Below are 23,042 nucleotides of genomic sequence, written 5' to 3'. Positions count from 1 at the left end.
TTTACTCTCCGTTGGTGAAGCTGAAATTGGTGAGGTAAGACTTGTACAGTCGCACAGGCTCAACGTCATCTGGCAACCTCTTTGCAATGGCCTGGAATCTTCGGTCATCGTCAGTCACGATATAGGCGATGCGCATACTATCAACTTTCTTTATCGCCTGAATGAAGGGAGTGGCTGCATCCACATTAGTTAACAGCCCATAGGTATCAACCACCGCCCAGCCATCGTCAGGCAGCTTGTCTATGCGGTTCCCTCGTGCCCCAGCGCGAAGCCAAAGCAACGGGGCGACTTTTTTATAAGCCAGATTGTGACTAACTGCGACGGGTGTTTCATAAGTCAGGGTAAAAAACTCGGCGTTTTCCTCTAAACCTTCCCCAATAGAAGACCTTTCTTCTTCGCGCACCGTCAACGGGCCAAGCAATTCCGTCACCCGACCTTTGAGATGCTCAAAATCTTTTTTAGCCTTGGTGATTATATAGAATCGTGTGATGTGCTCTTGCCCATCCAGGGCCTCAAGCCATTCGTCTGCGGCCTCGGGTTCGAATAATACGCTAGAGACGTGGTCTTCGCTAACTATGTAGGGACAAGGCCCCTTAACCAAATTTTGTGGCAACCCGCCAACCAGTGCTAAGAACTGCTTCTTAACCGTAGAGTTGAGCAGAGCTGGATCGACAAAACCAACGTGAGCGAAGTAGCGACACACCTCTTTCTGAATCGTCTTACCCGTAATATAAGTCTCTTCAATCGGGCTATTTTCAGGAGTCATCCCTGAAATAGCAGCAGCAATGCGAGGTTTGGTAATGTGATCGCAAATGCCTCTTTTTTCCCACTCTGGATCTCCAGGCCGCAAACCCGATTCACGCAACTCCTTTTGTTCATCCGCGGATACTTCATTGTTAGTCACGCTTATACATTGGCGTTGCCCACCGTCCAGGCTGTTCAGCCTCATCAGGGCATGAGCGGTGGTACCTGAGCCAGAGAAGAAATCGAGCACAATTGCCTCAGGTTTACCTTCAACGAACAAACGAAGGGCATCCTCTACCGCGTACAGACTTTTAGGAAAGGGGAATTTTCGTCCAGGCAACAGTGCACGCAGTAAAGACGTGCCATAAGCACCAGCTTCATGTGTCGCATCCCTCCATGTTGTTGTTGGCCGAGCGGATTTACCAGAGGGATCTATGACAATCCAAGATCCGTCGGCCCGCTGCCCGGATTTAATGAGCCTTCCACTGTCAATCTTCTTGATGTTCGGTGCTGTCAAGTAAGAAAAAACATAAGGCTGCAATTCAGAAGATTGGTTTTTAGAAACTCGCACAAAACCTGCATCTAGAGACTTTTTTAAACTTGAGCTAATCAACCCCCAGTTCATCTCCATTCCATCTTCCTCACGAATTGGAAAAACAGTGGTGCATCCTGGAAGCGTTGGAGCGTTTGCACGCGATTCACCATGGAGTAACGGTTCGCCAATTAGCTCAATTTTACCCGTGTTGTCATTCACGTAGATCGGATAGAACTGTGCTGGCCCGCCCTTCTTCGTACCTCGTGCGGACTCCACATCTGTTCTTCTCAGGTATCTCCATCTGACCTCTTTTGCTTCACCACTGCCAGAGCGATCAGGTACCATTGAGTCACCAAAGAAAACGAAAAAGATGAACTCGTCGGTTCTCGAGAAATATGTAGTTCGCGCAGTACCTTTCGGATTAATAACAGACGAGATCATCTGGACCTTGGCTTCTGGAAACGTCTGCTCCAACAACAACCCCAGCCGCAAGTACTCTTTTTCATCAATCGTGACAATCAACACTGAATCTGCTGGATTCAACAACTCCTTCGCTACAATTAATCGGCGCTCCATCATGGCCAACCACTTGCTGTGTCGATAAAGGTCTTCCTCTCCAACGTAATCGTTGTTGTACTTCCAGTCCTTTGCTCCAGTGTTATAAGGTGGATCAATGTAGATGACATCAACCTTGCCGCGATGGGTGTAAGTCAGCGCCTTCAAAACGTGGTAATTTTCGCCATTAATGACTGTATGGAACGGCTTGTCACCACCGCGCTGCATCTTGCCGGTACTGACCAGGCCGGGATAGATCGTGTCACGGAATTCGGCCACCACCACGAGGTTATCTATCTCAAAGGTCTGTGTTTCTACCTCCGCCGCACCCAGTAACTCCAAGTCAGCCAGCCTCTTGGCTTGATTAACGCTCTTGACCTGCCATAGTCGATGATCTTCTTCCTCTACCGGTCCACGTTGGGAGAGTATGCGCACCTTATCCCCTTTTCGAATCGGCCGTAGGGGCAACTCAACCGCTTCAGGGCTATGTCGTTCGAAATTCAGCCCGAAGGGAAGTCGTGACGAGAGTAATTTGACTTCTCGCTCGAGATCGGCCCCTAGCGTCGCATCTTTGGTTTTTGTCTTGGCAATCAAATCAGTCAGTCTGGACACGGAATCACTTTCTCACTTAGTAAGTTTGCTATTGATGACGCGGCTGCACTATGCCGCAATGCTTATAAATGGTTGTCCTCGACACACCATAGTCTCGGGCCTCTTCGGCAACGCGTGTGTTAGGAGCGCGCAGCAGGGTCTTGATTTGGCGTATCTGTTTGTCGTCCAATTTCGGCTTGCGTCCGCCCACCCGGCCTCTAGCACGCGCAGCGGCCAGCCCGGCTTGAGTTCGCTCCCGAATCAAACTCCTCTCGAACTCAGCCAGCGCCGCAAATATATGAAAAACCAACTTGCCCTCTGCACCGCCGGTCTCGATCTTATCTGCTAAACTTTCGAAGCCTATGCCTCTATGTTCAAGGTCAGCGATTATCTGCACCAAATCGGGCAAACTGCGCCCTAGACGTTCCAGCCTCCATACCACCAGAGTGTCACCCACTCGCAACGACTTGCGGCACTGCTCAATTTCTGGACGAGAGGCACTCTTTCCACTTAATGCTTCCTCGTAAATCAAGCCGCATCCTGCTTGCCTAAGCGCATCACGCTGCAAATCCAGATGCTGATCATCACTCGATACGCGAGCATACCCTACTCGTTGACTCATGGACGGATCCAGAACATTGAAAAATTGACGGGTATATTAACACTCTAAGCCTATTGGTGAGTTGGTCTCAATTTGAACCGGACACTTCGCTTGTTGTTATATAGTGATCCCGGCTTAGCGGGGCAATCACGCTAATCTTGTGAGTCTTGTTCGGCGCTGCCCCACATCCGCGGCGGGCCCTTTCGGCACCCAGAACACCGCGGCTTTCCACTGAAGATGATTTGGGCGAGCTTGAGTGGGAGCTGTATCAGGGCAGTGGATGAGTTCTATCGAGATAAAAGCAGAACCCACGAGTCTCCATCACTTAGCTTGCCGCACTTGAAAGGTAAGCGCTACAATCTGCGCCACTGGGGGGGGGAAATAGGTATCCAGCCTACCCACCCCACGAGGGACGCGAGAGTATAAAAAATATTATCAATCAAACAGATAAGCATCTTCGAATGGTTAAAGCTTTCTCTTGGTTGCCAAAGTCGCAAATCCGACCATCTCGATCAGGCTTAATTCCTCACACAACTTAGGACCCGCGAAAAGACGAGCTTTCGTCGAGCACCGTAGCCTGTATGACTTATAATTTAGAAAACACACTAACTTATCTTTCGAGATCATCATTCGACCCTACCGAACCTTTTCGTGTACCCGACGGATACTGCACCCCCGGCTGCTGGGTTACCATAGCTGCTTTGGCTAATAGTTATAATCGGACCTTTGCAGAACTTGAGTTTAATGGTGAGTCACAAGAGAGATACGCTCAAGCTATTAAGCTTGAACAAATTCTCAGCTTGGACGGCACCGATAGTTATCCCCACCAAAGATGTAATCAAGGTTTCAGGTACTCTCCAATAACAGCACTAAATTCTGCGGGGCAGACAAACGACGCAACGCGAACCATAAACAGTTGCTTGCGCGCCTCAGCCGCACCTGATGCGCCAGGACTGAGGGCACTCATGGAGGTGGTAGGGGAGCTACACGATAATGTGTGGGCACACGGAAAAGCTACTGGCTTCTCTATGGCTCAAAAGTACAAAGTCCCACGTGAGGACGATACTTATGTTGAATTTGCCTTAGCTGATCTCGGGCTCGGATTTATGGGTGAAATGCATCGATCGAAAAAGGAATGCTCAAGCCACCAAGAGGCTATCGAATGGTGTATCCAAGAAGGGAATTCAACGAAATTGCATGACGACCCTTGGACTCAGAGAATTCCAGAGGACTGTCTTAGATCCCCTTTTGGCTCGTCTGTGCCAGTTCGAGACAGTGAAAATAATCACCAAGGGCTTGGCCTGGCGAAACTAGTTCGTCTTGTCAATGCTTATTCCGGTTCTCTGCAAATAGCATCTGGAGACGCATTATTTACTATTGATGAAAACAAGGATACCATATATAAGCGTCTACCGATCCAATGGAAGGGTGTAGCCATCTCCTGTAGATTGAGAGCTTCAGCCTTAAGCAAAGGATCCGAAGAGTCCCAAGATAGCCCGGAATTGTCCTATATTATTAAGCGGCTAGAGGATGACAACCATGGATAACAGAGACATTAGAATCGAAGAAAGCGACCTCGCTTCAAGAACCTCCGCGCGCGAATTACGCCGGACCATTCGACAAAAATTGACTAGCGATCCTTGCATAAGAATCGACTTGTCGGCGGTAAAATCAATTTCCGACTCTTATGCGGATGAGTTGTTTGGCGTTCTATCGGCCGAAATAGGGCTTGAACCGTTCCTATCAAAGGTAAAGATTATCGGATGCAGCAAGCATCTCACTAGGGTTATTGCTTCTAATATTAGAAATCGAACCTCTGTCGCAGCCTAAGACAGCTTAGCCCCCATCAGCACTGAACAGTTGAACGGGGCTAAGTTTCCTCCTAGCCCACACCAATGCTCGTCGCCCCCACAAATCCAAGCATTGCTTGAAACACACCTCCTCCAGAGCCATAGAAAGACTCCTTATTGCTTCTAAGACTCGACGTCTGAGTTTCTTGATTACATGGAAACGAACCGGACGCTAACTACGGATCGTTATTATCCTCAATTATATGAGAATTCAGCCAACAGCTTGCTCCCAACTCACCTCAGAGCTATTATGTAGACGTAAAGGAGATGTCACAAAGGGTATTCACATTGGCCCTCCACGACACAAACGTAAAAATATAAACCTTATAAATCAAATAGATAAGAAGTAACGTCGAGGTTCAAGTCCTCTCCTGGGCACCATTTGATACATCCGTATCAGACCGCAAAACCACTCATTTAAGACTTTTCAGGCCCAAACGCCAGCCTTATTTGCATCTGTGTTTTAGACGCAATTGCCAGCAGCCAATTTACCCGAAATCATTCCCGAAACTGTTCTGCTGAAAGACCAGCAGCCTCTGCCTGTCTCGCTCCGGCCAGTATGCCCGGCAAGGCATAATTTCCCTCATGGCATGCATACTCGTAGATGCGGTCCGGTGATCGGCGCATGTGCAGGATACCCTTGATGGGTTCGACGAATGTGGCGGGGTCGTTGATGGTGAACTCGTAAACCAGAGAGCCGTTGTCATTCAGTCTGAAGCGCTCCTCCAGATGCATGTCCTTTGCAGAGCCCCAGGCGGCATAGGGCTGCGACAGGCTGGCCATTTTGTCGGTGAAGTTTCGCGTATTGACCACCAGGGTATTGCCCTCCCAATGCCCACGCGAATTGCCGCCCCATTGTGTGATTTCCGGTGGCAGGTGAGGACGTCCGTCCAAGGGGATAATACGCGCGTCGTGAATCATCTCGGTCACAATCACCACATGATCCTTGAACTGCAACAGCTGCATATTGTTATTGTATTTGCTGGGCAGCATCGGCGGTCCCGTGTTAAAGCCGGTCAGGCAGCGCTCAGACAAACCCCGGTCTTCCGGGCCATCTTTGCTGATGCCGCCCAGCAAAAAACGCGCGGGGCGCTCGCTCATCACATCATCGCGAGAGGAACTGCGCTGCAAAACGGCGCCGGGGATTAGTTCGGGAATGCGACCGTTAGCGGGACTGACAATAATTGAGGTGCGCAGATTGTCGCCAACGCCATCACCCCACTCATCCCAGAAGTCGTTGTAGCTGATATCCAGGCCGGAAGGCTCGCGTTCAAAAACGGCCTGCCGGTTATCCAGCACGCCCTGCTCAAACGCCTCGGCTTCCTGCTCGGTCATGAATACTTTGTCGGCCAGATGCTCGGGGCGCTGCAACGGCGTCAAGGTTCCAAAACTCCAGTAACCCTGCAGATCAGGCTGACCGAACTCATTAAGCGGAGGGGAGTGCTCTTGCTGTGCCAGCAGCCGCGCACCGATCGGACTTAGCGCCATTAGCACACCAAGCATCAGGATGATTCTAAAGCGTGCCAATGATCGCATATTGATTATGCCAGTAGTGAGGCCAGAACCTTTCGTTCTCCTTCAAAAGGTCTGCGGCCATGCATCACCAGAAAATTATCGACCAGCGCGACGTCGCCCGTCTGCCATCTCATGTCATAGGTTAGGTCGTCGGCCATCTCTATCACCGTCGCCATGGCCGCCGGATCGATAACACTTCCATCACCAAAACTGATGGATTTTTGCGCGACATTCCGTGCGTCCTGCCAGCCCCGGAAGGCCGCAATTAACTGATTAAAGAACACACGCCGTCCACTGTCCAGCTCTCTGACGGCCGGCAGCACCGGCGTCGTGACGCGCAGGTCATCACCGGGCAACCATTGCCACTGATACCCCAGCGTTTTGAGTTTGGCCTCAGCGCCTGCCTTGTCAGCTGCGTTCAGCGTACTGCGCCAGCTGCGCCCCTGACCCGACTTCAGGTCTTCTTCGAAGGGCATGGTATTGGTGTACTTCACGCCTTTCGTCTCGCAGGCCTGAACAAAGTCTGGCATCCGCGACTGCATCTGCTCCAGCAAAACGTCCGATCGACACAGCGGCGTCGCACCACCTACCGCCGCCGCCTTTTCACAAAAGAAGAACAGCGCCGACGGGAACACGGGCGTCTGCGCCATCTCATGATGCAGGTAGATTGCCACATCGGCAGGCGCCTCGTTGGCAGTAAAAACCCGTTCCGTGCGGTTGCGCCTGACGGCATTGGAAAGCGAGTCAGTATAGGTAAAGTTCTTCATGCCAAAAGACTGAATGAAAGCATCAAAGTCCTGATCGGTCGCCACGGGAAAGCCACGAAACAAAATGGCACCGTGCTGCGACAGTGCCTGTTTTATCCGGGTCAGGTTCGTGTGTATCCACGCCGACACTGAATCGGAATCAGCGTGGCTTCCCGCTTCCATGGCATATACCAGTGGAAACGCTTCAGGATGATGCTGCTGCTCTGGAACCTTGATTGTCTCGACGTTTATCGCCGGGCTCATGCCATCTGTACGCACATCCACCTCAGTCATAAATGGGGTAAAAACAGCCAAAGGCCTGTTCACAAAATGCGCCGGGATCGTTAAAACGCCGGTTCTGGTTTAGCGCCGAGATGGCCGCCATATCATCGTCGCCTAGCTCAAAATCAAATACATTAATGTTCTCTGACAGACGCTCCACGCGCGAGGTTTTGGGAATAACCGCAGTACCTCGCTGCACACCCCAGCGCAAGACAACCTGCGCCGGCGAGCGTTGCAGGCGGTCTGCAATCCTGCGGACCACCGGCTGGTTTAACACGGATTCCTGCTCGCTGGCCATATCCAGTTCAATGTAGGAGCCCGCGCCCAGGGGCGAGAAAGCTGTCACCGCCAACTCGTAGTGGCTGGCCAGGCGTATCAGTCTTTCCTGCGTCAGGTAGGGGTGTGACTCGATCTGCAGCATGGCCGGCTTTATCCTGGCGTAGGCCATCAAGTCATGCAGCAGTGCACTATTGTAATTGCACACTCCAATCTGACGCACCAGGCCAGCATCCACCAGCTCCTCCATGGCCTGCCAGGTATCTGACAGTGCTACCGGGTCAATCTCCATGGTGGGATTATCCGCTTCCGGGTCAAACAGCCACTCCGGCGGATAGCGTTGATCAATCGGCACATACTTCAGGGAAATCGGAAAATGCACCAGGTACAGATCCAGATAATCAAGGCCCAGATCGGACAGCGATTTCTCGCAGGCCTCGCGCACATGCTCAGGTCGATGGAAGGTGTTCCACAACTTGGAGGTCACCCACAGCTCATCGCGCGTACACAGGCCCTGCTCAATCGCTTGACGGATGCCGTCACCGGCCTCGGCCTCGTTACCGTAGTCGGCTGCGCTATCCAGATGTCGATAACCGGCCAAAATGGCCTGACGCACCATCTCTGCTGTATCCTGTTTGGCTATTTTCCAAAGACCGAATCCCACTGCCGGCATCTGGTCCTGTTTTACCTTAATACACTCACTCATTTCGAATTGCCTGTCATAAAATGTTGCAGGTGCTGCTCCTGCAGAAAATGTTCGATATTGATGGCCAGCCCACTGGCCATGGAAGCCTGCGCGGCGCTGGCAACAATCATTGACCAGAGACCCTGCTCTACGGTGGCACAATCGGCCGCCTTGCCATCCAGCTGATCCATCAGCGCGATATGCTCATAGTAGGTAGCGCCATGATGCCCACTTTGTTCAATCAGTTTGGGGTAAGACAGTTCGGTGCGCCGCGACGCCCCGTTCTCCCCCAGCTCGACATTGATCGAAGTCTGTGTCGGGACCTGTGCATGAAAATCAAAACGCTCACTGGTGATCAATCGTCCCTGCTCACCCACCACAATCATCTCTTCGGTAAAATCCGGACAGAACATATTGAGTGTAAAACTGGCCCGCACACCATTGGCGTAGTCGATACAGACAAAGGCATGATCGTCGATGTCGGCTGATTCACCCGCTTTTTTGAAATCCAGAAAATTAACGGCCTGGCCGCCACTGGCATACACCCGAACCGCCGTCGAGTCAGCCATCAGGTTAATCAGATCAAAGTAATGGCAGCATTTCTCCACCAGTGTGCCGCCGGTGTTGCGGTTGAACTTGTTCCACTGCCCTACTTTATCCAGAAACGGTGGGCGGTACTCACTCATGCTGATGGTGTGAACCCGCCCCAGGCTGTGGCGCGCCTGCACCTCATGAAAAGCTTCCCGATACTGCGCCTTGTATCGGTACTGCAGACCAATCTGCACAAAGGCGCTGTGAGACTGCGCTGCTTCCATCAGAGCAGCGGCATCGGCCAGGGTGGTTGCCATGGGCTTTTCCAAAAAGATGGGTTTGCCACTTGCCAGCACGGTTTTCAGTACGTCGAGGTGCGTATGGTTGGGCGTGCAGATCATCAGCACATCAGCCTCAGGATCATTGCAGGCAGATTCCAGACTGTCATAGCGCCGCAATGGCTCGCTGCTGATCAACCGGTAGGCCTGTTCTGCCGCGTCCATGCTGTGCGTATGCGCATCATAGATACCCAGCACACTGGCCCGACCCAGCAGCGCCGCCACCCGCATATGCTCCTGCCCCATGGTGCCGGTGCCGATGACAACCAGTTTGTACCGGGGCGGGTCCTGCCGGTATAGGTAGCGATCAGCATCCGTGATGTGCCGCTGATTCACAGAGTTTTCAAAAAAACGTAAACGGGCTTTGCTCATTATGACTACTGTCTCACTATAACTACCGTTTCATTATGACTAAGGTACAGGCAAAACTTCAGCTCTGAAGCATCCGAGCGCTGCGCCACCAGACGCCTATGTTGACCAGAATCAGCAGCAACATCAATGGCCAGAAAGCGCTGCTCAAACCGCCCACCAGGCCGATCGGCGAGAACAACAGATACAGCGCCACCACACAGGACATCAGCGTCACGGCACAGGGCACGGCGAAGCGCCAGGGGGTCAGATCCAGCAGGCGGCGCGGCTGGTACGACCAGTCTTCCTGGCGCGGCTGCAGTCGGCCGAACAGCAGCATGATGGCTACCTCAATAACAAACAGTATCGCGTAGACGTGCAGGAAATGGATAGTCACATCCTCGTCAAACACAAAGCGCAGCAAACCGTAGGCAATCACGTGAAAAATGATGGCTACCTTGGCGCCAAGCGCAGGCACGCGGGTAGTGAACAGACCCACCATGACCACCGCAATCACTGGGATATTGTAAAACCCGGTAAACATGCGGATCAGCTGCCATAGTCCTTCCGGCGCGTACTGAAGCAAAGGCGCAATCGAAAAGGAAAGCAGTGCGATGACAATACTGGCGACACGCGCCACACGCAGCATGGTTTTATCATCAACCGGCTGCTTTTTCAGCGGCGCATACACATCCAGACAGAACAAAGTGGCGGCACTGTTCAGCAAAGAATTGAAGGAACTGAAGACTGCACCCAGTAACACCGCCAGAAAAAAGCCCGAGGCGTAAACCGGCAATACATCGCGAACCAGCTGCGGATAGGCCAGATCGATGGTGGCCAGACCCGGGCCATAAAGATGAAAGGCAATGACGCCAGGGATCATCATCAGGAAAGGCACCATCACCTTGAAGAAGCCGGTAAACAGCACGCCTTTCTGACCCTCAGCCAGATTTCGGGCCCCCAGGGTGCGCTGAATCACATACTGATTGGTACACCAATAAAACAGGTTGGCCAGGACCATGCCGGTAAACAGGGTGCCAAACGGCGTCGGGTCAGTCGGCCCGCCAATGGCATTAAGCTTGTCTGTGTCGGTACTGACAATAATCGACAGACCTGCGCTGATGCTGCCCTCGCCCAGCATGGACAACCCCAGAAGCGGGACTGCGAAACCGATGATCAACAGCCCCACCCCATTGAGCGTGTCCGACACAGCCACTGCTTTCAGCCCCCCGAAGACGGCATACAGGCTGCCCGTGAAACCAATGGAAACAATGGTCAGCAGCAGCGCCTGGCTGTAACTGATGCCGAGCAGGCCCGGCACATCAAACAGCTGCATAACCGCGATAGAGCCCGCATATAACACAGAAGGAATGGTGACCAGGCCATACCCGAGCATGAACAGGATGACGGACAGGCGCCGTACACCATCGTCAAAGCGATTATTGAGAAACTCTGGCAGGGTACTGAATGCGCCGGCGAGATAGCGCGGCAGAAAGATAAACGCCATGCAGATGGTGGCAAATGCCGCCGTGACTTCCCAGGCCATGCTACTGAGATTAAAACCGTAGGCAGACCCATTAAGCCCGATCAGCTGTTCGGCCGACAGGTTGGTCAGCAACAGGGAGCCCGCGATAAACACCGCACTGAGCCCGCGGCCAGCCAGGAAATAGCCATCCTGCGTACTGACCTCTCCCCGCGTCTGGCGATAGGAGATCCAGGCAACCAGAGCCATGAAAAATGCGCAACTGAGCAAGGTTGCTAAAAGATCACCGTTTTCCACTTATGACGCCGTTGTTGTTATCGGAAATTGTTGTTATTGAAATTTGTTGTTATTGAAAAGTGCAGACGTACTGATAGCCTGTAAGTGATTGCGGGTCAAACGTCGCGTTAATCGCACGCCTGACCCGCAGCCTTTTTACCTCAGAAGCGAATCACCACCTTCCCTTCGATACCAGACGCGCGGTGACGTCCACCTTCCTCATAGAAAGCTGACAGGCCGAAAGTATTGCCACGCTGAGAGTTGTAGCTTAGCCCCACAGAGGCCGTGCCATGATCGCTGGGTGTGTGCGCGAACTTGTAATGGAACTCTTCATCGCCCGCCACGTTAAAGCGCGTGGGAAGTGCAGTTTCGCCATCGCTCAGCTCATGCCGCCAGCCAAGTGAAAAGCTCGGCATCAACTGACCGTTGTCCAGGTTCCAGCGGCCTGAGACATGCACACCCAGCTCTGATACATAGGACTCGAGTGTGTGCTCTTTCAGCGACAGCGCAAAGTTAGAATTGCTCACTTCGCTTGCCTCATCCTGCTTCATGCTGTAAGCATTGAGCCGCAGGTAAGGCTGCACACGGAACGTTGACAGGCGAATGCTGGTGCCCGCTTCTATGCTGGCGCCCAGTGAGAGATTACTGGAATTACTGTAGTTGGTCGCCGGTGTACCTCCCAGTGCGTGTTGCCGCTGGTGGTAGATGTCGTGATCCACAACAGTCAGCGCGCCCGCGACATAGTGGTCACCGAACTGTCGCACAGTGTGCGCGGACACAGACAGGTTATCGATGTCGCTGTGGCCCATCTGCGTGCTGTAGCCAGTTTGCGACTGCGCATAACCCAGGCTAAAACCACCCAGCCAGGCATCCGAGAAACGGTAATCAAAACCAATTGTGCCACCGGTATGCTTGGTATTGCTGACGCCGTGTTTGTCCTGCTTGCTGACATCCATCCGTACTGGCGCAAACCACACACTTGCCTTCCGCGAGTCACGTACCGGCATGTTACCCACGACGCTAGTAATATCATCACCCTGATATGCGATCAGGATGCGCGGGTTGGCGGGATTAAAATACGCGCCGTTGTCGGACATTTCCGAATCGTCATAATCGTAGCCATTTTGAAGCACATACTGCATGTGATACATGGACGAATTCATCTGATCGGCGGTGTAACCCAGCGCAGCGGACAGGGAATTACTTTGCCCGCTGGGGATCATGTCGCTATACAGCTGATAAATGCCGTAAGAATCCGTCTGAGTGATCACATCCATCAACACCGCGTCATCGTCCGAGCTGTTGAAGCGGTTTTTGATCAGCAGTTCGTTAATGTGCTTACCGACAGCCGCCGTGTCATCGTCCAGACCCGGAACGTTAAAGTCCGTGTTGTACGTGACATTGTAAACACGATTTCGCGTGTCCAGCTCGCCCTTAAAGGTCAACACCAGCGATCTGAAATTGATGTTCAGGTCGATGTCAGGCTGAGTACCTTCTTCCCAACCTAGGACTTCGCCGTTATCCAGCCTAACAAAAAGCGACCCGGTTCCTCCCAGATACCTGGGGTTCATGACATTGAAGTCCAGGTTTCCTTTCAGTGACAGCTGTCCCCCTCCAAAAAGATTAATTTGATCAAAGGGATAATTCTTTGTTTCGTACCAGACCTTCGGATCAAAGTCGATCTTCAAAGTACCAGTTGACGACTGTGTAAACGCGCCGTTCACATGGAGCATGGCTGGGCGACCGGGCGTCGGATAAACGGTACCTCCCAGATTGTTCAGGTCGCCTGGCACAGTGGCAGGCGCGGGCACGGTTCCCTGATTGTTGATAAAGTACTGACCGATATTCAGAATACCACCCGCCTGGTTGTTGACAGTCAAGCGACCATTGCCACCAAACGCACCGATATACGTGCCGTAATTGTTAAACGTGTGACTGCCGTTGTTGAACACGGCTCCATAGTCATGAATACCGTCTCCAATGGTGCCATAGTTGTTGAGCACACCCGCACCTTGTGTCTGCATCAGCACACTGGTGTTCGCCTTGATGACCGGCTGCGAGGTCAGCCCAGCTTGCCCCACATTAACGGTCAGATTTTGCGAGGCTGTCGCCGGTGCCGTGCCGGCAACCTGCGCCATGATGCCGTAATTGCCAGCCGTGATTGAGCCGTTGGTGGCCACGGTCAGCGATTGCGTCTGTGGCTGGTCACCACTCATGGCAGCCGCGCTGATGCCAATCGACGTCGCATTGATCGTGCCCTGGTTGGTCACCGACACACTGCCAGCCGAGCCCTTACCGTAGCCACCCGCCACCGCTCCATAGACAGAGCTGACAATCGCGCCGCCACCGCCACCAGCACTTTGTGCCAGGATGCCAACGCCCGCCTTGATGGACGCGGAGTTGGTTACCGTGACATTCCCGCCATTGCCGCTGACATTAGATGCAGAACCACCGCCCCAGGCGATATCCATTTGTGGACCTGAGGTACCGATTCTGCCATCGTCAAACAGACCACCACCGCCACCAATACTCTGCGCGACAATGCCGATGGCTGCCGAATCTGACAGCGAAATAGCGCCCGTGTTGGTCAGATTCACTACACCGCCATTACCGCTGCCCTGGGCGTTGGCCGACGCGAAGGGTGTCAGTGTATTGCCGCTGACAATCTCATTGGCAGAGACCATACCGCCGCCACCGCCGATACTTTGTGCCACCAGCCCGTGAGCACGCGCGCCGCTAGCCGTAACAGTGGCCGAGTTGTTAACAGAAACTGCTCCGCCGCTTGAGGTCAATGCGCTGCTGGTGCCGCCGCCCAGACCGATTTTGCTGGAATCCAGCCCACCGGAGACTGAGCCACCAGCAGACAACAGACCACCGCCACCGCCGATACTCTGTGCCACCAGCACACTGGCACGCTGGCCATTGGTCGTCAGTGAGGGGCCAGTTGTCTTCACCGTGACCGCGCCGGCATTGCCCGTACCCTGAGCGCCAGCCGCACCCAGCCGCAGACTGGCGACCGAATCCGCATTCAGCACCCCACCGCCACCACTGATGCTCTGCGCCACAATGGCCTGGGAGTCATCGCCCTGCGTGGTCAATTGGCTGAGACTGGTCACCGTCACATCGCCAGCGGTAGACAGCGCCGAACCGCCGAGCATACCCAGGATACTGCTGACACCAAATGCGCCCTTGCTGGCAACGTTAATGACGCCACCACCACCAGTGATACTCTGTGCGATAATAGCGGCAGAGCGCGCGCCCTGCGTGTTAATAGTGCCGTCAGTCACACTGACTGTGCCTGATACCGCTGCACCGGCCGATGTGGCACCCAGCTGCACGGTTCCATCCAGCGCCGCGTTACTGGTGTTGCTGCCTGCCGAGAAAAAGTTATACCCGCCACCACCAGCAATGGATTGCGCCAGAATGCCGGGCGAATCACTGCCTGTGGATGTCATACGCAGAATGCCACTGCTGGCATTTGACACCGTTACCTTGCCGCCGATGCCCTGCATGCCACCGGCTGTCATGTTCAGCCTGGGCGTTGCAGTCAGGTTCAATTTGCCAAGGCTGACGCCTGCCACGCCACCGCCTCCGCCAATGCTTTGCGCCAGCAGACCCACCGAATGGGCGCCGTTCAGATTAAAGGTGCCACTTGACTGTAAATCGATCTCGCCACCCTGGCCTGTCGCATTACCTGCTCCGCCCAGGTTCATGAACAGATCTGCCGAGGTGCTCAATGTTCCGCTGACACTGAGACCACTATGACCACCGCCCGCACCCACGCTCTGTGCGACGATGCCATGGGCCTGAGCACCAGTGGTTGTGACATTACCGGTATTTTGAACTCTCACCAGGCCGCCATTGCCATTGCTGCCGTTCGTGCCACCCAGCGAGTGCTGCGGCAAATCCAGCTTGGCATCAGCTGAGAATGTGAAACCGGCATGACCACCACCCGCCCCCACACTCTGCGCCAGAATGCCGCTGGATCGATCACCTGTGGTGGTCAGACTACCCGTGCTGCTGACATAAACCAGATTGCCGGAATTACCATTACCGCCGCTGGCGCCCAGGGAAATACTGGCTCCGATGTTGTCCAGCGGCTCGACGCCGCCACTGCCTTCCAGTGAGACAGTAAAGCCAGCGCTACCACCGCCACCACCGACACTCTGGGCCTGGATGGCAGACGCATCATCCGATTTGGCCGTCCCGCCTGTAGTGATCTGACCGTTATTGGTCACGGAAACGCCCACCGTGATGTCATTGATTTGCGCCGTTTGTGGCGCACCACCGCTGCCACCCGAGCCACCGTGCGCAATGCTGAAAGAGTTGGCGTTAATCGCTGCCGCGATGGACAGGGCACCGCCACCCTGGCCGCCGCCACCGCCAATGCTTTGCGCCAGAATGCCGCCAGCGGAATGGCCACTGGTAGAAATCTGGCTGCCCGTCGCAGTTGTCACCTGCACAGCACCGGAGTTGGCACCACTGCCACCGCTGCCACCCATCGCGAAGCCTATGCCGCCAACACCAACTTTGGAGCCACCCAAGGCGCCACTGGCGCTGATAGCCAGACCGCCATGGCCGCCGCCACCACCTATTGATTGCGCCACAACACCCTGGGCGTTGATGCCACTGGTGCTGACATTACCCACGTCATTAACAACAACCTGTCCTGAATTACCACCGATACCGCCTTTGCCGCCCATGGCGATGGCCGATGCTGGCGCGACGCCCGGCTCCTCGCCGCCGCCTTTAAAGCGGGCCGCAAAACTCCAGCCACCGGCACCACCGCCGCCACCCACACTCTGCGCCAGTATGCCTGGTGCATGATTGCCGGAAGAGCTGATATCACCCTGTTTTGAGGCGCCAGTGCCCGCGTCAACCAGAACATTACCAGCCTCAGCGCCAGTTGCACCATTTACACCACTGGCGCCCAGCGACAGATCTGCTTCGCCCCTCGTCGGATCAAAAGTAAAATCGCCGGTGACCTTGGTCCCACCGAGACCACCGCCGCCACCGATGCTCTGCGCCACCAGTGCCGCAGAATCACTGGAGGACAGACTGGCCTGCGTATGAACGGCCACATCACCGCCGGTACCACCGCTGCCAGCCTTGTTACCCAGATTCAGCGATGGGACATCTGCCTGCGCAAATGCCAGTTTGCTCGCCAGAGAGACACTGACACTGACAGCGCCGTTGCCACCGCCACCGCCAATACTCTGTGCCAGAATGGCGTTGGAATGCTCACCGGTCACCTTGATGGATGTCGGCTGGCCGCCACCGCCATTGCTGCTGGAGGTGGTGTTGACCGTGACACTGGAACCATTGCCACCGGTACCGCCATTGCCGCCGATCGTGGCACTGATGCCCACACCCTGGGCGCCACCGCTACCGGCCAATGTAAAGCCGCCGGCACCGCCACCACCACCAATACTTTGCGCCAGCAGACCGTGCGAATGGCTGCCACTGGTCAGTACACTGCCACCATTTTGTGTCAGCGTGACAGCACCCGCCGTGTTGCCCGTGCCACCATTGCCGCCTATCGCTGCCGATATGGCCGCTTTGGTCGCCAGTGATAATGCGCCGCTGACACCGCCGTGGCCACCACCACCCCCGATGCTTTGCGCCACAACCGCCGATGCAAAGGAATCGCCCTGCGTGGTCACCTGAGCATTGTTGGTCAAGCTGACAGCATTGCCAAATGAACCATTGCCACCTGCCGGGATGCCTCCGGCGTTGCCCATGGTCAGGCCGGCTGCCGAAAACGCTCCCGTGCCCCCGACCGACGCTGACATACTGGCACCGGCGTTACCGCCGCCACCGCCAATACTTTGCGCCACCAGCCCTTTGGAATGATCGCCACTGGTCAGCACACTCAGATTATTGGTCAGCGACACCTTGTCCGAAACACCGCCTTGCCCGCCGGAGCCACCCAGCGACAATGATGCCGCAATCCTGGCCGACAATGTGCCATCGATCGAAGTCCCCCCGGTACCGCCGCCACCGCCCACGCTCTGAGCCAGAATGCCATCCGCGTGATGACCTGTCGTCTGAATGGCATAACGCCCGGAAGAAGCAAAGGTGCCCGCCGTGCTGTTGCCAGACAGGGCACTGGTTGTCAGGTTTACCTGCCCCCCAATGCCGCCAGGACCACCAGCACCACCCAGCCCAAGGGAAAGGCTGCCATTGAGTGACGCTGAACCACTGAAATCAGAACCGCCATGGCCACCACCGCCGCCCACGCTCTGCGCGACGATAGCGGTCGCATGGTTACCAGTGGTATTGATCAGGCTGGAGCTGTTGACATTGACCGTACCACCGTCGTTACCCAGGCCACCATCGTTGCTGCGTCCGCCGATCTTGAAAAACGGTCCGGAACCGCCGGCCGCGCTCAGCGTTACCGAACCCGCTGTCGCAGTAATTGCAGTGCCCGCAGACCCACCACCACCGCCGACGCTCTGCGCAAAAATGCCTGAAGAAAAAACACCGCCAGTGGTGATGTCTGCAGCGCCACTCACTGCCTCGTCGAGTGTCGAGAATTGCGACTGCGAATTAACCGTGACCTGCCCCCCAGCGCCGCCCTGCCCGCCAGAGCCACCCAGCGAGGCAGCTATGGCCGCTCCATTGGACATGGCGCCAGACGCAGCCAGGCCGCCCGCACCACCACCGCCACCCACGCTCTGCGCGTGGATACCTGACGAGTGCGAACCGAAGGTCTGGATGGTGCCGCCGCCAGCGCCTGATGTGCAGGCACCGCTATCGGTAAACCCGCAATTGTTAACTGTCACGGCGCCTGCACTGGCGCCCGCACCACCTTGCCCACCGATGGATAACGCGATAGCCGCTCCGAGGCCAATGGACCCGGATGTCGCACTACCGGCGCTGCCACCGCCACCTCCCACGCTCTGTGCAAAGATGCCATGCGAGAAATTGGCCAGATCGGTGCTGGAGCCAGCAGAAATATTGCCAATGTTGTAAACACCGACGTCGTCACCGGTGCCGCCTGAGCCACCGCTGCCGCCGATTGCCACAGAGGCATTGAGGCCGCCAGTGACGGCCGCGCCGCCGTGGCCACCGCCGCCGCCAACGCTCTGGGCATGAATGGTGCTGTGATGCGCACCCGTGCTTAACAGAGTGCCAGCGTTGTAAACACTTACCTTACCGGCATTAGCACCCGAGGCGCCACTGCCCCCCACGGCAGAAATGCCCTTGGTTGAACCTCCGGCGCCACCACCACCCGCCACACTCTGCGCAAACAGTGCGCTACCAAAACTTGAGATCTGTCCCTGTTGCCAGCCGCTGCACAGAGTCTGCGCAAACGAATCAATGCAGTTATCAATGGTGGCCGACCCTGATGATTCAGCATCGCCGCCCGAGCCACCCAGCGACATCACCACACCGCTGGCGTGACCACCATCACCGCCACCACCGGAGATGCTCTGTACCTGAATACCGCGCGAGGCCTGCGCCACAATCTGACCCAGGTTGCGCGCATAGGCCAGGCTGCCCTGCCCGCCTTCACCGCCGCCACCACCGACCGAGGCAATCAGGCCGTCACCGGGGCCCGCATTACCACCGCCGCCACCAATACTGATGGCCAGGATGCCCTGCGAGGCTTCTGATGCCGTCATGATGGTGCCGGTGTTGGTGACATTCACCTGGCCTGCATTTCCGCCATTACCGCCATTGGTGCCATAGCCATAAAAACACAGGAAGCCACACTCACTGCCGCCGCTGCCACCAAAGGCGCCAATACTGCGGGCCACGATGCCAGGAGAATGCGGCGTCTTGAAAATCTGGAACTGAGTGGGGCTGGTAAACTCGCCGCCGGTGGTGATGCTGCCGTCATTGTTGACTCTCACCGCGCCCGCGTTACCGCCATTCTGACCGCCGGAGGCAGAACCCCCGATTGAATGTGCCAGGATACCCATGGAGTTGCTGGTACTGGTGAACAGCCGGCCCTTGTTGGTGATAGTCACATCACCGGCCAGTCCGCCCGGCGCACCGCCCCGGTTGCCACCAATACTGGCTGCCACCAGACCCGGATTGTTCATGGCATTGACTGGGACACCGGAGTCTAGCCAACTGGCCAGATTGTTGTAGTTGGTCAGGCTGGTGGCAGGTCCCGATCCCGCCGTGCCGTTGGCAAGCGCATCCACGTCACCCGGAATGGCCGTGCTGTGGCCCTGCGCCTGAATCAGTACAAAGGGCTGACCGCCCAGAAACTGGTACCAGGTGCCAGAGGCACCCTGATCACCATCCTTGCCCACCGTCATGGTCTGGATATCAAGGGTTTCAGACTTGATCTGGTAAGGTGGCACCGAAATGCCATTCAGATTCACGTTCAGATTTGATCGGTCTTGCGGCGTGCCAAAAGTGCTGGCATCTGTAGTGACTGGGGGAAGGTCACCGGCGTGTGCAGTGATGGTACCAACGGTGGAGAGCAGAATCAGGCTGCGGAACGTGACCGACATAGAGTAAACCCCTGCGTATCTGATTATTTTTGATTAAGGCTTTGATAATTATCAGATTAGGCCGAGGTTGTCTAATACAAGATTGTATCAATAGGGTACGGAGTCTTTTATTTGGGATGCAGTTCGAACTATGTGGAATCATACCTGACACTATCTTAAAGATAGACGAGCAGCCGCGGTCTGCCTGGCCACGCCAGTATGCCAGGTACGGCGTAATTGCCCTCGTGGCAGGCGCACGCATATTTAAGGTATCCTGCCCTTTTACAGAGCGGCGCCCCAGAAACCTGGGCCGCCAGATCACGGAGCCCCTAATGAATTCTCAAGCCCGCCGCAGCACAGCCCTGGTGCTGATTTTTGCCGTCCTGTCACTGGCCGCCTGCGGCCAGCCTGAACCCTCATCCCCTGTCGTGGCCGTACCGGAGGAAGCTGCGTTTGCACGGCCTGCCGGAACAGAAGCGTTTACCGCACTCATCTCGGGCACACGGGTCGGGCAGATGGAAGTGCAGCACGGTGACGTGACCGAAGTGGGTTATGAGTACCGTAACAACGGTCGTGGCCCTTCCGTTGAAGAGGTCATTGAGTTTACCGATGAGGGTGTACCGCGCAGCTGGCGCATTACCGGCGCCACCACTTTTGGCAATATCATCGAAGAGCAGTTTGAGGTGCAGGGCGGCCAAGCCAGCTGGACCGACACCACCGGCAGCAGCGCATCCGATCTGGCAGAAGCCAATCTGTATGTGGCCCAGGAATCCAGCCCCTATGCCTTATGGGTTTATGCACGGCTGTTGCTGGCGGCTGAGGAAAATACCCTGGCGGTACTGCCTGCCGGCGAGCTGAAACTGGAGGCCATCGACACCCTGGATGTCACGGGCAGCGATGGTGCGTCCACTGCCATCACAACCTATGCGCTGTCGGGCATTGACCTGAATCCGAGCTATTTTGCCCTGGATGAGGACGGCATGCTGTTTGCGTCCATGAATGAGCGCTTTGCGCTGGTGCGAACGGGCTTCGAGCAGGAAGAGCAGCGCTTGCGTGATCTGGCGGCCGAATACGCAACCCGCCGCTTTGAGTCTATACAGGAACAGGTCACCCGTGTTTTTGATAAACCGGTGCGCATCAATAACGTCAGGGTGTTTGATCCATCCAGCCTGAGCCTAACTGATCCAGTCTCCGTGCTGGTTACCGACAACCAGATCGCGTCAGTGGATGAGGTGGTAGAGACGGCTGACACCAATGAGATTCTGATTGACGGCGCGGGCGGTACCCTGGTTGCCGGCATGTATGAAATGCACGCGCACGCAGGCCAGGGCAGTGCGCTGCTGAATATTGCGGCAGGGGTCACCAGCTTTCGCGACATGGGCAACAATAATGCGGTACTGGACGACCTGATTAGCAAAATCGAGTCGGGCAGACTGGTCGGGCCGCGCATTCATCGCAGCGGCTTTATCGAAGGCAGAAGCCCGTTCAACTCCAACAGTGGCATCCTGGTGTCGACTCAGGAAGAGGCGCTTGACGCCGTCCGATGGTATGCCGATCAGGGCGACTTTCATCAGATCAAAATCTACAACAGCATGAACCCGGAATGGGTACCGGCCATGGTGACCGAGGCACACGCGCGCGGCATGCGTGTGGCAGGACATGTGCCCGCCTTCTCGAATGCGGACGCCATGATTGCTGCCGGCTACGATGAACTGACACACATCAACCAGGTCATGCTGGGCTGGGTACTGGCGCCAGACGAAGATACCCGCACCCTGTTGCGGCTGACCGCCATGAAGCGATTCCCCGGCATTGATATCAACTCCCCCGCTGTGCAGCAGACGATTTCGAGCATGGCCGAGCGCAGTATGGGTATCGACCCGACGCTGGCCATCCACGAGAATCTGATGCTGTCCCGCAACGGCGAGGTAGCACCTGGCATGGTGGACTACATCGATCATATGCCCGTGGGTATTCAGCGCAATGCAAGAACCGCGCGTTCCGAAATCGCCACACCCGAGGATGACATCGCCTATCGGCTGGGTTTTGCCAAAATTCTGGAGACGGTGCGCGAAATGCGGGATCAGGGTGTGATCATTATTCCGGGGACTGACCTGGGCGGTTCGTTCAGCTATCACCGCGAGCTGGAGCTTTACCAGGAGGTTGGCATGACAGCCGCCGAAGTGTTAAAAATGGCGACGCTCGACATGGCAACGTACCTGGGTGAAGGCGACCGACTGGGTTCAATTGAACCCGGCAAACTGGCTGACTTTTTCCTGATTCCAGGGGATCCGACGTCAGATCTCAAAGCCATCAAGACAATTTCAATGGTGGTAAAAGATGGCAATGTCTATTTCCCCAGCGATATCTATCCTGAGTTTGGCATTCGCCCGTTTACGCCTGCACCGATGATTGTGTCCGGTGCAGAGGGGGTGGAATAAGCATTGATAAAATCATCGACGCCCTGAAGAAATTCCGTGACGAGCGCGACTGGCAGCAGTTCCACAACCCAAAGGATCTGTCATGACCGGCTATCCGCAATACTCACAGACAGAAGAACGACTTAACGTCAGTTTGCACGCACTCGGTTTGCTGCTGAGTGTGGTGGCACTGGTTGCGCTGCTGCTGCGCGCCAGTGCCCTGGATTCTATTCTGGTGCTGGTGAGTTTTGGCCTGTTCGGTGTCAGCCTGGTGCTCCTCTACAGCATATCCACCCTTTACCACAGTACGCAGAATCCGCGACGGCGCACTCGCCTGCGCGTGGCCGACCACGCCAGCATCTATGTGCTGATTGCCGGCACCTACTCGCCTTTTGCACTTATTGTGCTGCAAGGCAGTATCGGCTGGAGTATTTTTGCGGCCTCCTGGTCTATGGCGCTGGCAGGTATTGTTCTGAAGCTGTTTTACACCGGCAGGTTCAGTCTGCTGTCAACATTGCTCTACGTCTTCATGGGCTGGATTATCCTGTTCGCGATCAAACCCCTGCTGGCCGCTTTCGACGGTCCAGGCCTCAGCTGGCTGATCGCTGGTGGTGTTTCCTACACCCTGGGCGCCATACTTTACAGTATCCGGCGCCTGCCGCTTAACCACGCCATTTTTCACCTGTTTGTATTGCTCGGCAGTTGCTGCCACTTTGTGGCGGTGTACTTTTATGTCGCCTGAGCGGCGGCGCCTGGCTTAATCCGCAAAAGCTGCACGCAAATCTGCAGAACTTTGTTGAACCCAGCCGTCAGCGC

General features: G+C 55.5%; 12 protein-coding genes. 4 read left to right on the top strand and 8 right to left on the bottom strand.

The genetic code is table 11. The features are described 5' to 3' along the window. Nucleotide 1: 1 nt before the first annotated feature. Both LVD14_RS05985 and LVD14_RS05980 read right to left on the bottom strand, forming a co-directional pair. On the bottom strand, nt 2-2,446 hold the full coding sequence (locus tag LVD14_RS05985; protein ID WP_237133124.1) for a site-specific DNA-methyltransferase: 2,445 nt from the start codon (nt 2,444-2,446) through the stop codon (nt 2-4). 28 nt (nt 2,447-2,474) lie between these two features. Continuing rightward, complete coding sequence (locus LVD14_RS05980) at nt 2,475-3,047, bottom strand: recombinase family protein (protein WP_237133123.1); 573 nt, start codon at nt 3,045-3,047, stop codon at nt 2,475-2,477. 560 nt (nt 3,048-3,607) lie between these two features. Between LVD14_RS05980 and LVD14_RS05975 the strand changes: the two genes are divergently transcribed. Continuing rightward, the gene (locus LVD14_RS05975; RefSeq protein ID WP_237133122.1) at nt 3,608-4,573 is read left to right on the top strand and encodes a hypothetical protein; all 966 of its coding nucleotides are present in this window, start codon (nt 3,608-3,610) and stop codon (nt 4,571-4,573) included. Continuing rightward, entirely contained in the window at nt 4,557-4,856 is a 300-nt protein-coding gene (locus LVD14_RS15640) for an STAS-like domain-containing protein (protein WP_411268254.1), read from the top strand. The genes LVD14_RS05975 and LVD14_RS15640 overlap by 17 nt, the downstream gene beginning before the upstream one ends. A 518-nt stretch (nt 4,857-5,374) precedes the next feature. On the opposite strand, the gene LVD14_RS05970 is transcribed toward LVD14_RS15640, so the two are convergent. From LVD14_RS05970 to LVD14_RS05945, 6 genes are all read right to left on the bottom strand, one after another. Next, complete coding sequence (locus tag LVD14_RS05970) at nt 5,375-6,412, bottom strand: hypothetical protein (protein ID WP_237133121.1); 1,038 nt, start codon at nt 6,410-6,412, stop codon at nt 5,375-5,377. 5 nt (nt 6,413-6,417) lie between these two features. Further along, the gene (locus LVD14_RS05965) at nt 6,418-7,464 is read right to left on the bottom strand and encodes a TauD/TfdA family dioxygenase (RefSeq protein ID WP_237133120.1); all 1,047 of its coding nucleotides are present in this window, start codon (nt 7,462-7,464) and stop codon (nt 6,418-6,420) included. Continuing rightward, the gene (locus LVD14_RS05960) at nt 7,424-8,401 is read right to left on the bottom strand and encodes an aldo/keto reductase (RefSeq protein ID WP_237133119.1); all 978 of its coding nucleotides are present in this window, start codon (nt 8,399-8,401) and stop codon (nt 7,424-7,426) included. The genes LVD14_RS05965 and LVD14_RS05960 overlap by 41 nt, the downstream gene beginning before the upstream one ends. After that, the gene (locus LVD14_RS05955) at nt 8,398-9,621 is read right to left on the bottom strand and encodes a Gfo/Idh/MocA family protein (protein ID WP_237133118.1); all 1,224 of its coding nucleotides are present in this window, start codon (nt 9,619-9,621) and stop codon (nt 8,398-8,400) included. The genes LVD14_RS05960 and LVD14_RS05955 overlap by 4 nt, the downstream gene beginning before the upstream one ends. 58 nt (nt 9,622-9,679) lie before the next feature. Continuing rightward, a complete protein-coding gene (locus tag LVD14_RS05950; protein ID WP_237133117.1) occupies nt 9,680-11,377 on the bottom strand; it encodes a solute:sodium symporter family transporter in 1,698 nt (565 codons plus the stop codon). A 140-nt stretch (nt 11,378-11,517) separates the two neighbouring features. Continuing rightward, nucleotides 11,518-19,827 (bottom strand): autotransporter outer membrane beta-barrel domain-containing protein, encoded by an 8,310-nt coding sequence (locus LVD14_RS05945; RefSeq protein ID WP_237133443.1) that lies wholly within the window; start codon nt 19,825-19,827, stop codon nt 11,518-11,520. Nucleotides 19,828-20,138: 311 nt separating this feature from the next. On the opposite strand from LVD14_RS05945, the gene LVD14_RS05940 reads away from it, so the two are divergent. Both LVD14_RS05940 and trhA read left to right on the top strand, forming a co-directional pair. Beyond that, nucleotides 20,139-22,247 carry an amidohydrolase family protein gene (locus LVD14_RS05940; RefSeq protein ID WP_237133116.1) on the top strand — a complete coding sequence of 703 codons (2,109 nt, stop codon included), beginning with the start codon at nt 20,139-20,141 and terminating at the stop codon, nt 22,245-22,247. Between the two features lie 82 nt (nt 22,248-22,329). Next, nucleotides 22,330-22,968, top strand: a complete 639-nt coding sequence (gene trhA / locus LVD14_RS05935) for a PAQR family membrane homeostasis protein TrhA (RefSeq protein ID WP_237133115.1) — start codon at nt 22,330-22,332, stop codon at nt 22,966-22,968. Nucleotides 22,969-23,042: the final 74 nt, after the last annotated feature.

The sequence above is a fragment of the Pseudohongiella sp. O18 genome, assembly GCF_021729085.1.
GTDB lineage: Bacteria > Pseudomonadota > Gammaproteobacteria > Pseudomonadales > Pseudohongiellaceae > Pseudohongiella.
This window is presented reverse-complemented; position numbering and strand designations above follow the sequence as displayed.

Coding starts and splice junctions, on each gene's coding strand:
- LVD14_RS05980 (WP_237133123.1), bottom strand. CDS start 3,047: ATGAGTCAACGAGTAGGGTATGCTCGCGTATCGAGTGATGATCAGCAT.
- LVD14_RS05975 (WP_237133122.1), top strand. CDS start 3,608: ATGACTTATAATTTAGAAAACACACTAACTTATCTTTCGAGATCATCA.
- LVD14_RS15640 (WP_411268254.1), top strand. CDS start 4,557: ATGACAACCATGGATAACAGAGACATTAGAATCGAAGAAAGCGACCTC.
- LVD14_RS05970 (WP_237133121.1), bottom strand. CDS start 6,412: ATGCGATCATTGGCACGCTTTAGAATCATCCTGATGCTTGGTGTGCTA.
- LVD14_RS05960 (WP_237133119.1), bottom strand. CDS start 8,401: ATGAGTGAGTGTATTAAGGTAAAACAGGACCAGATGCCGGCAGTGGGA.
- LVD14_RS05955 (WP_237133118.1), bottom strand. CDS start 9,621: ATGAGCAAAGCCCGTTTACGTTTTTTTGAAAACTCTGTGAATCAGCGG.
- LVD14_RS05945 (WP_237133443.1), bottom strand. CDS start 19,827: ATGTCGGTCACGTTCCGCAGCCTGATTCTGCTCTCCACCGTTGGTACC.
- LVD14_RS05940 (WP_237133116.1), top strand. CDS start 20,139: ATGAATTCTCAAGCCCGCCGCAGCACAGCCCTGGTGCTGATTTTTGCC.
- trhA (WP_237133115.1), top strand. CDS start 22,330: ATGACCGGCTATCCGCAATACTCACAGACAGAAGAACGACTTAACGTC.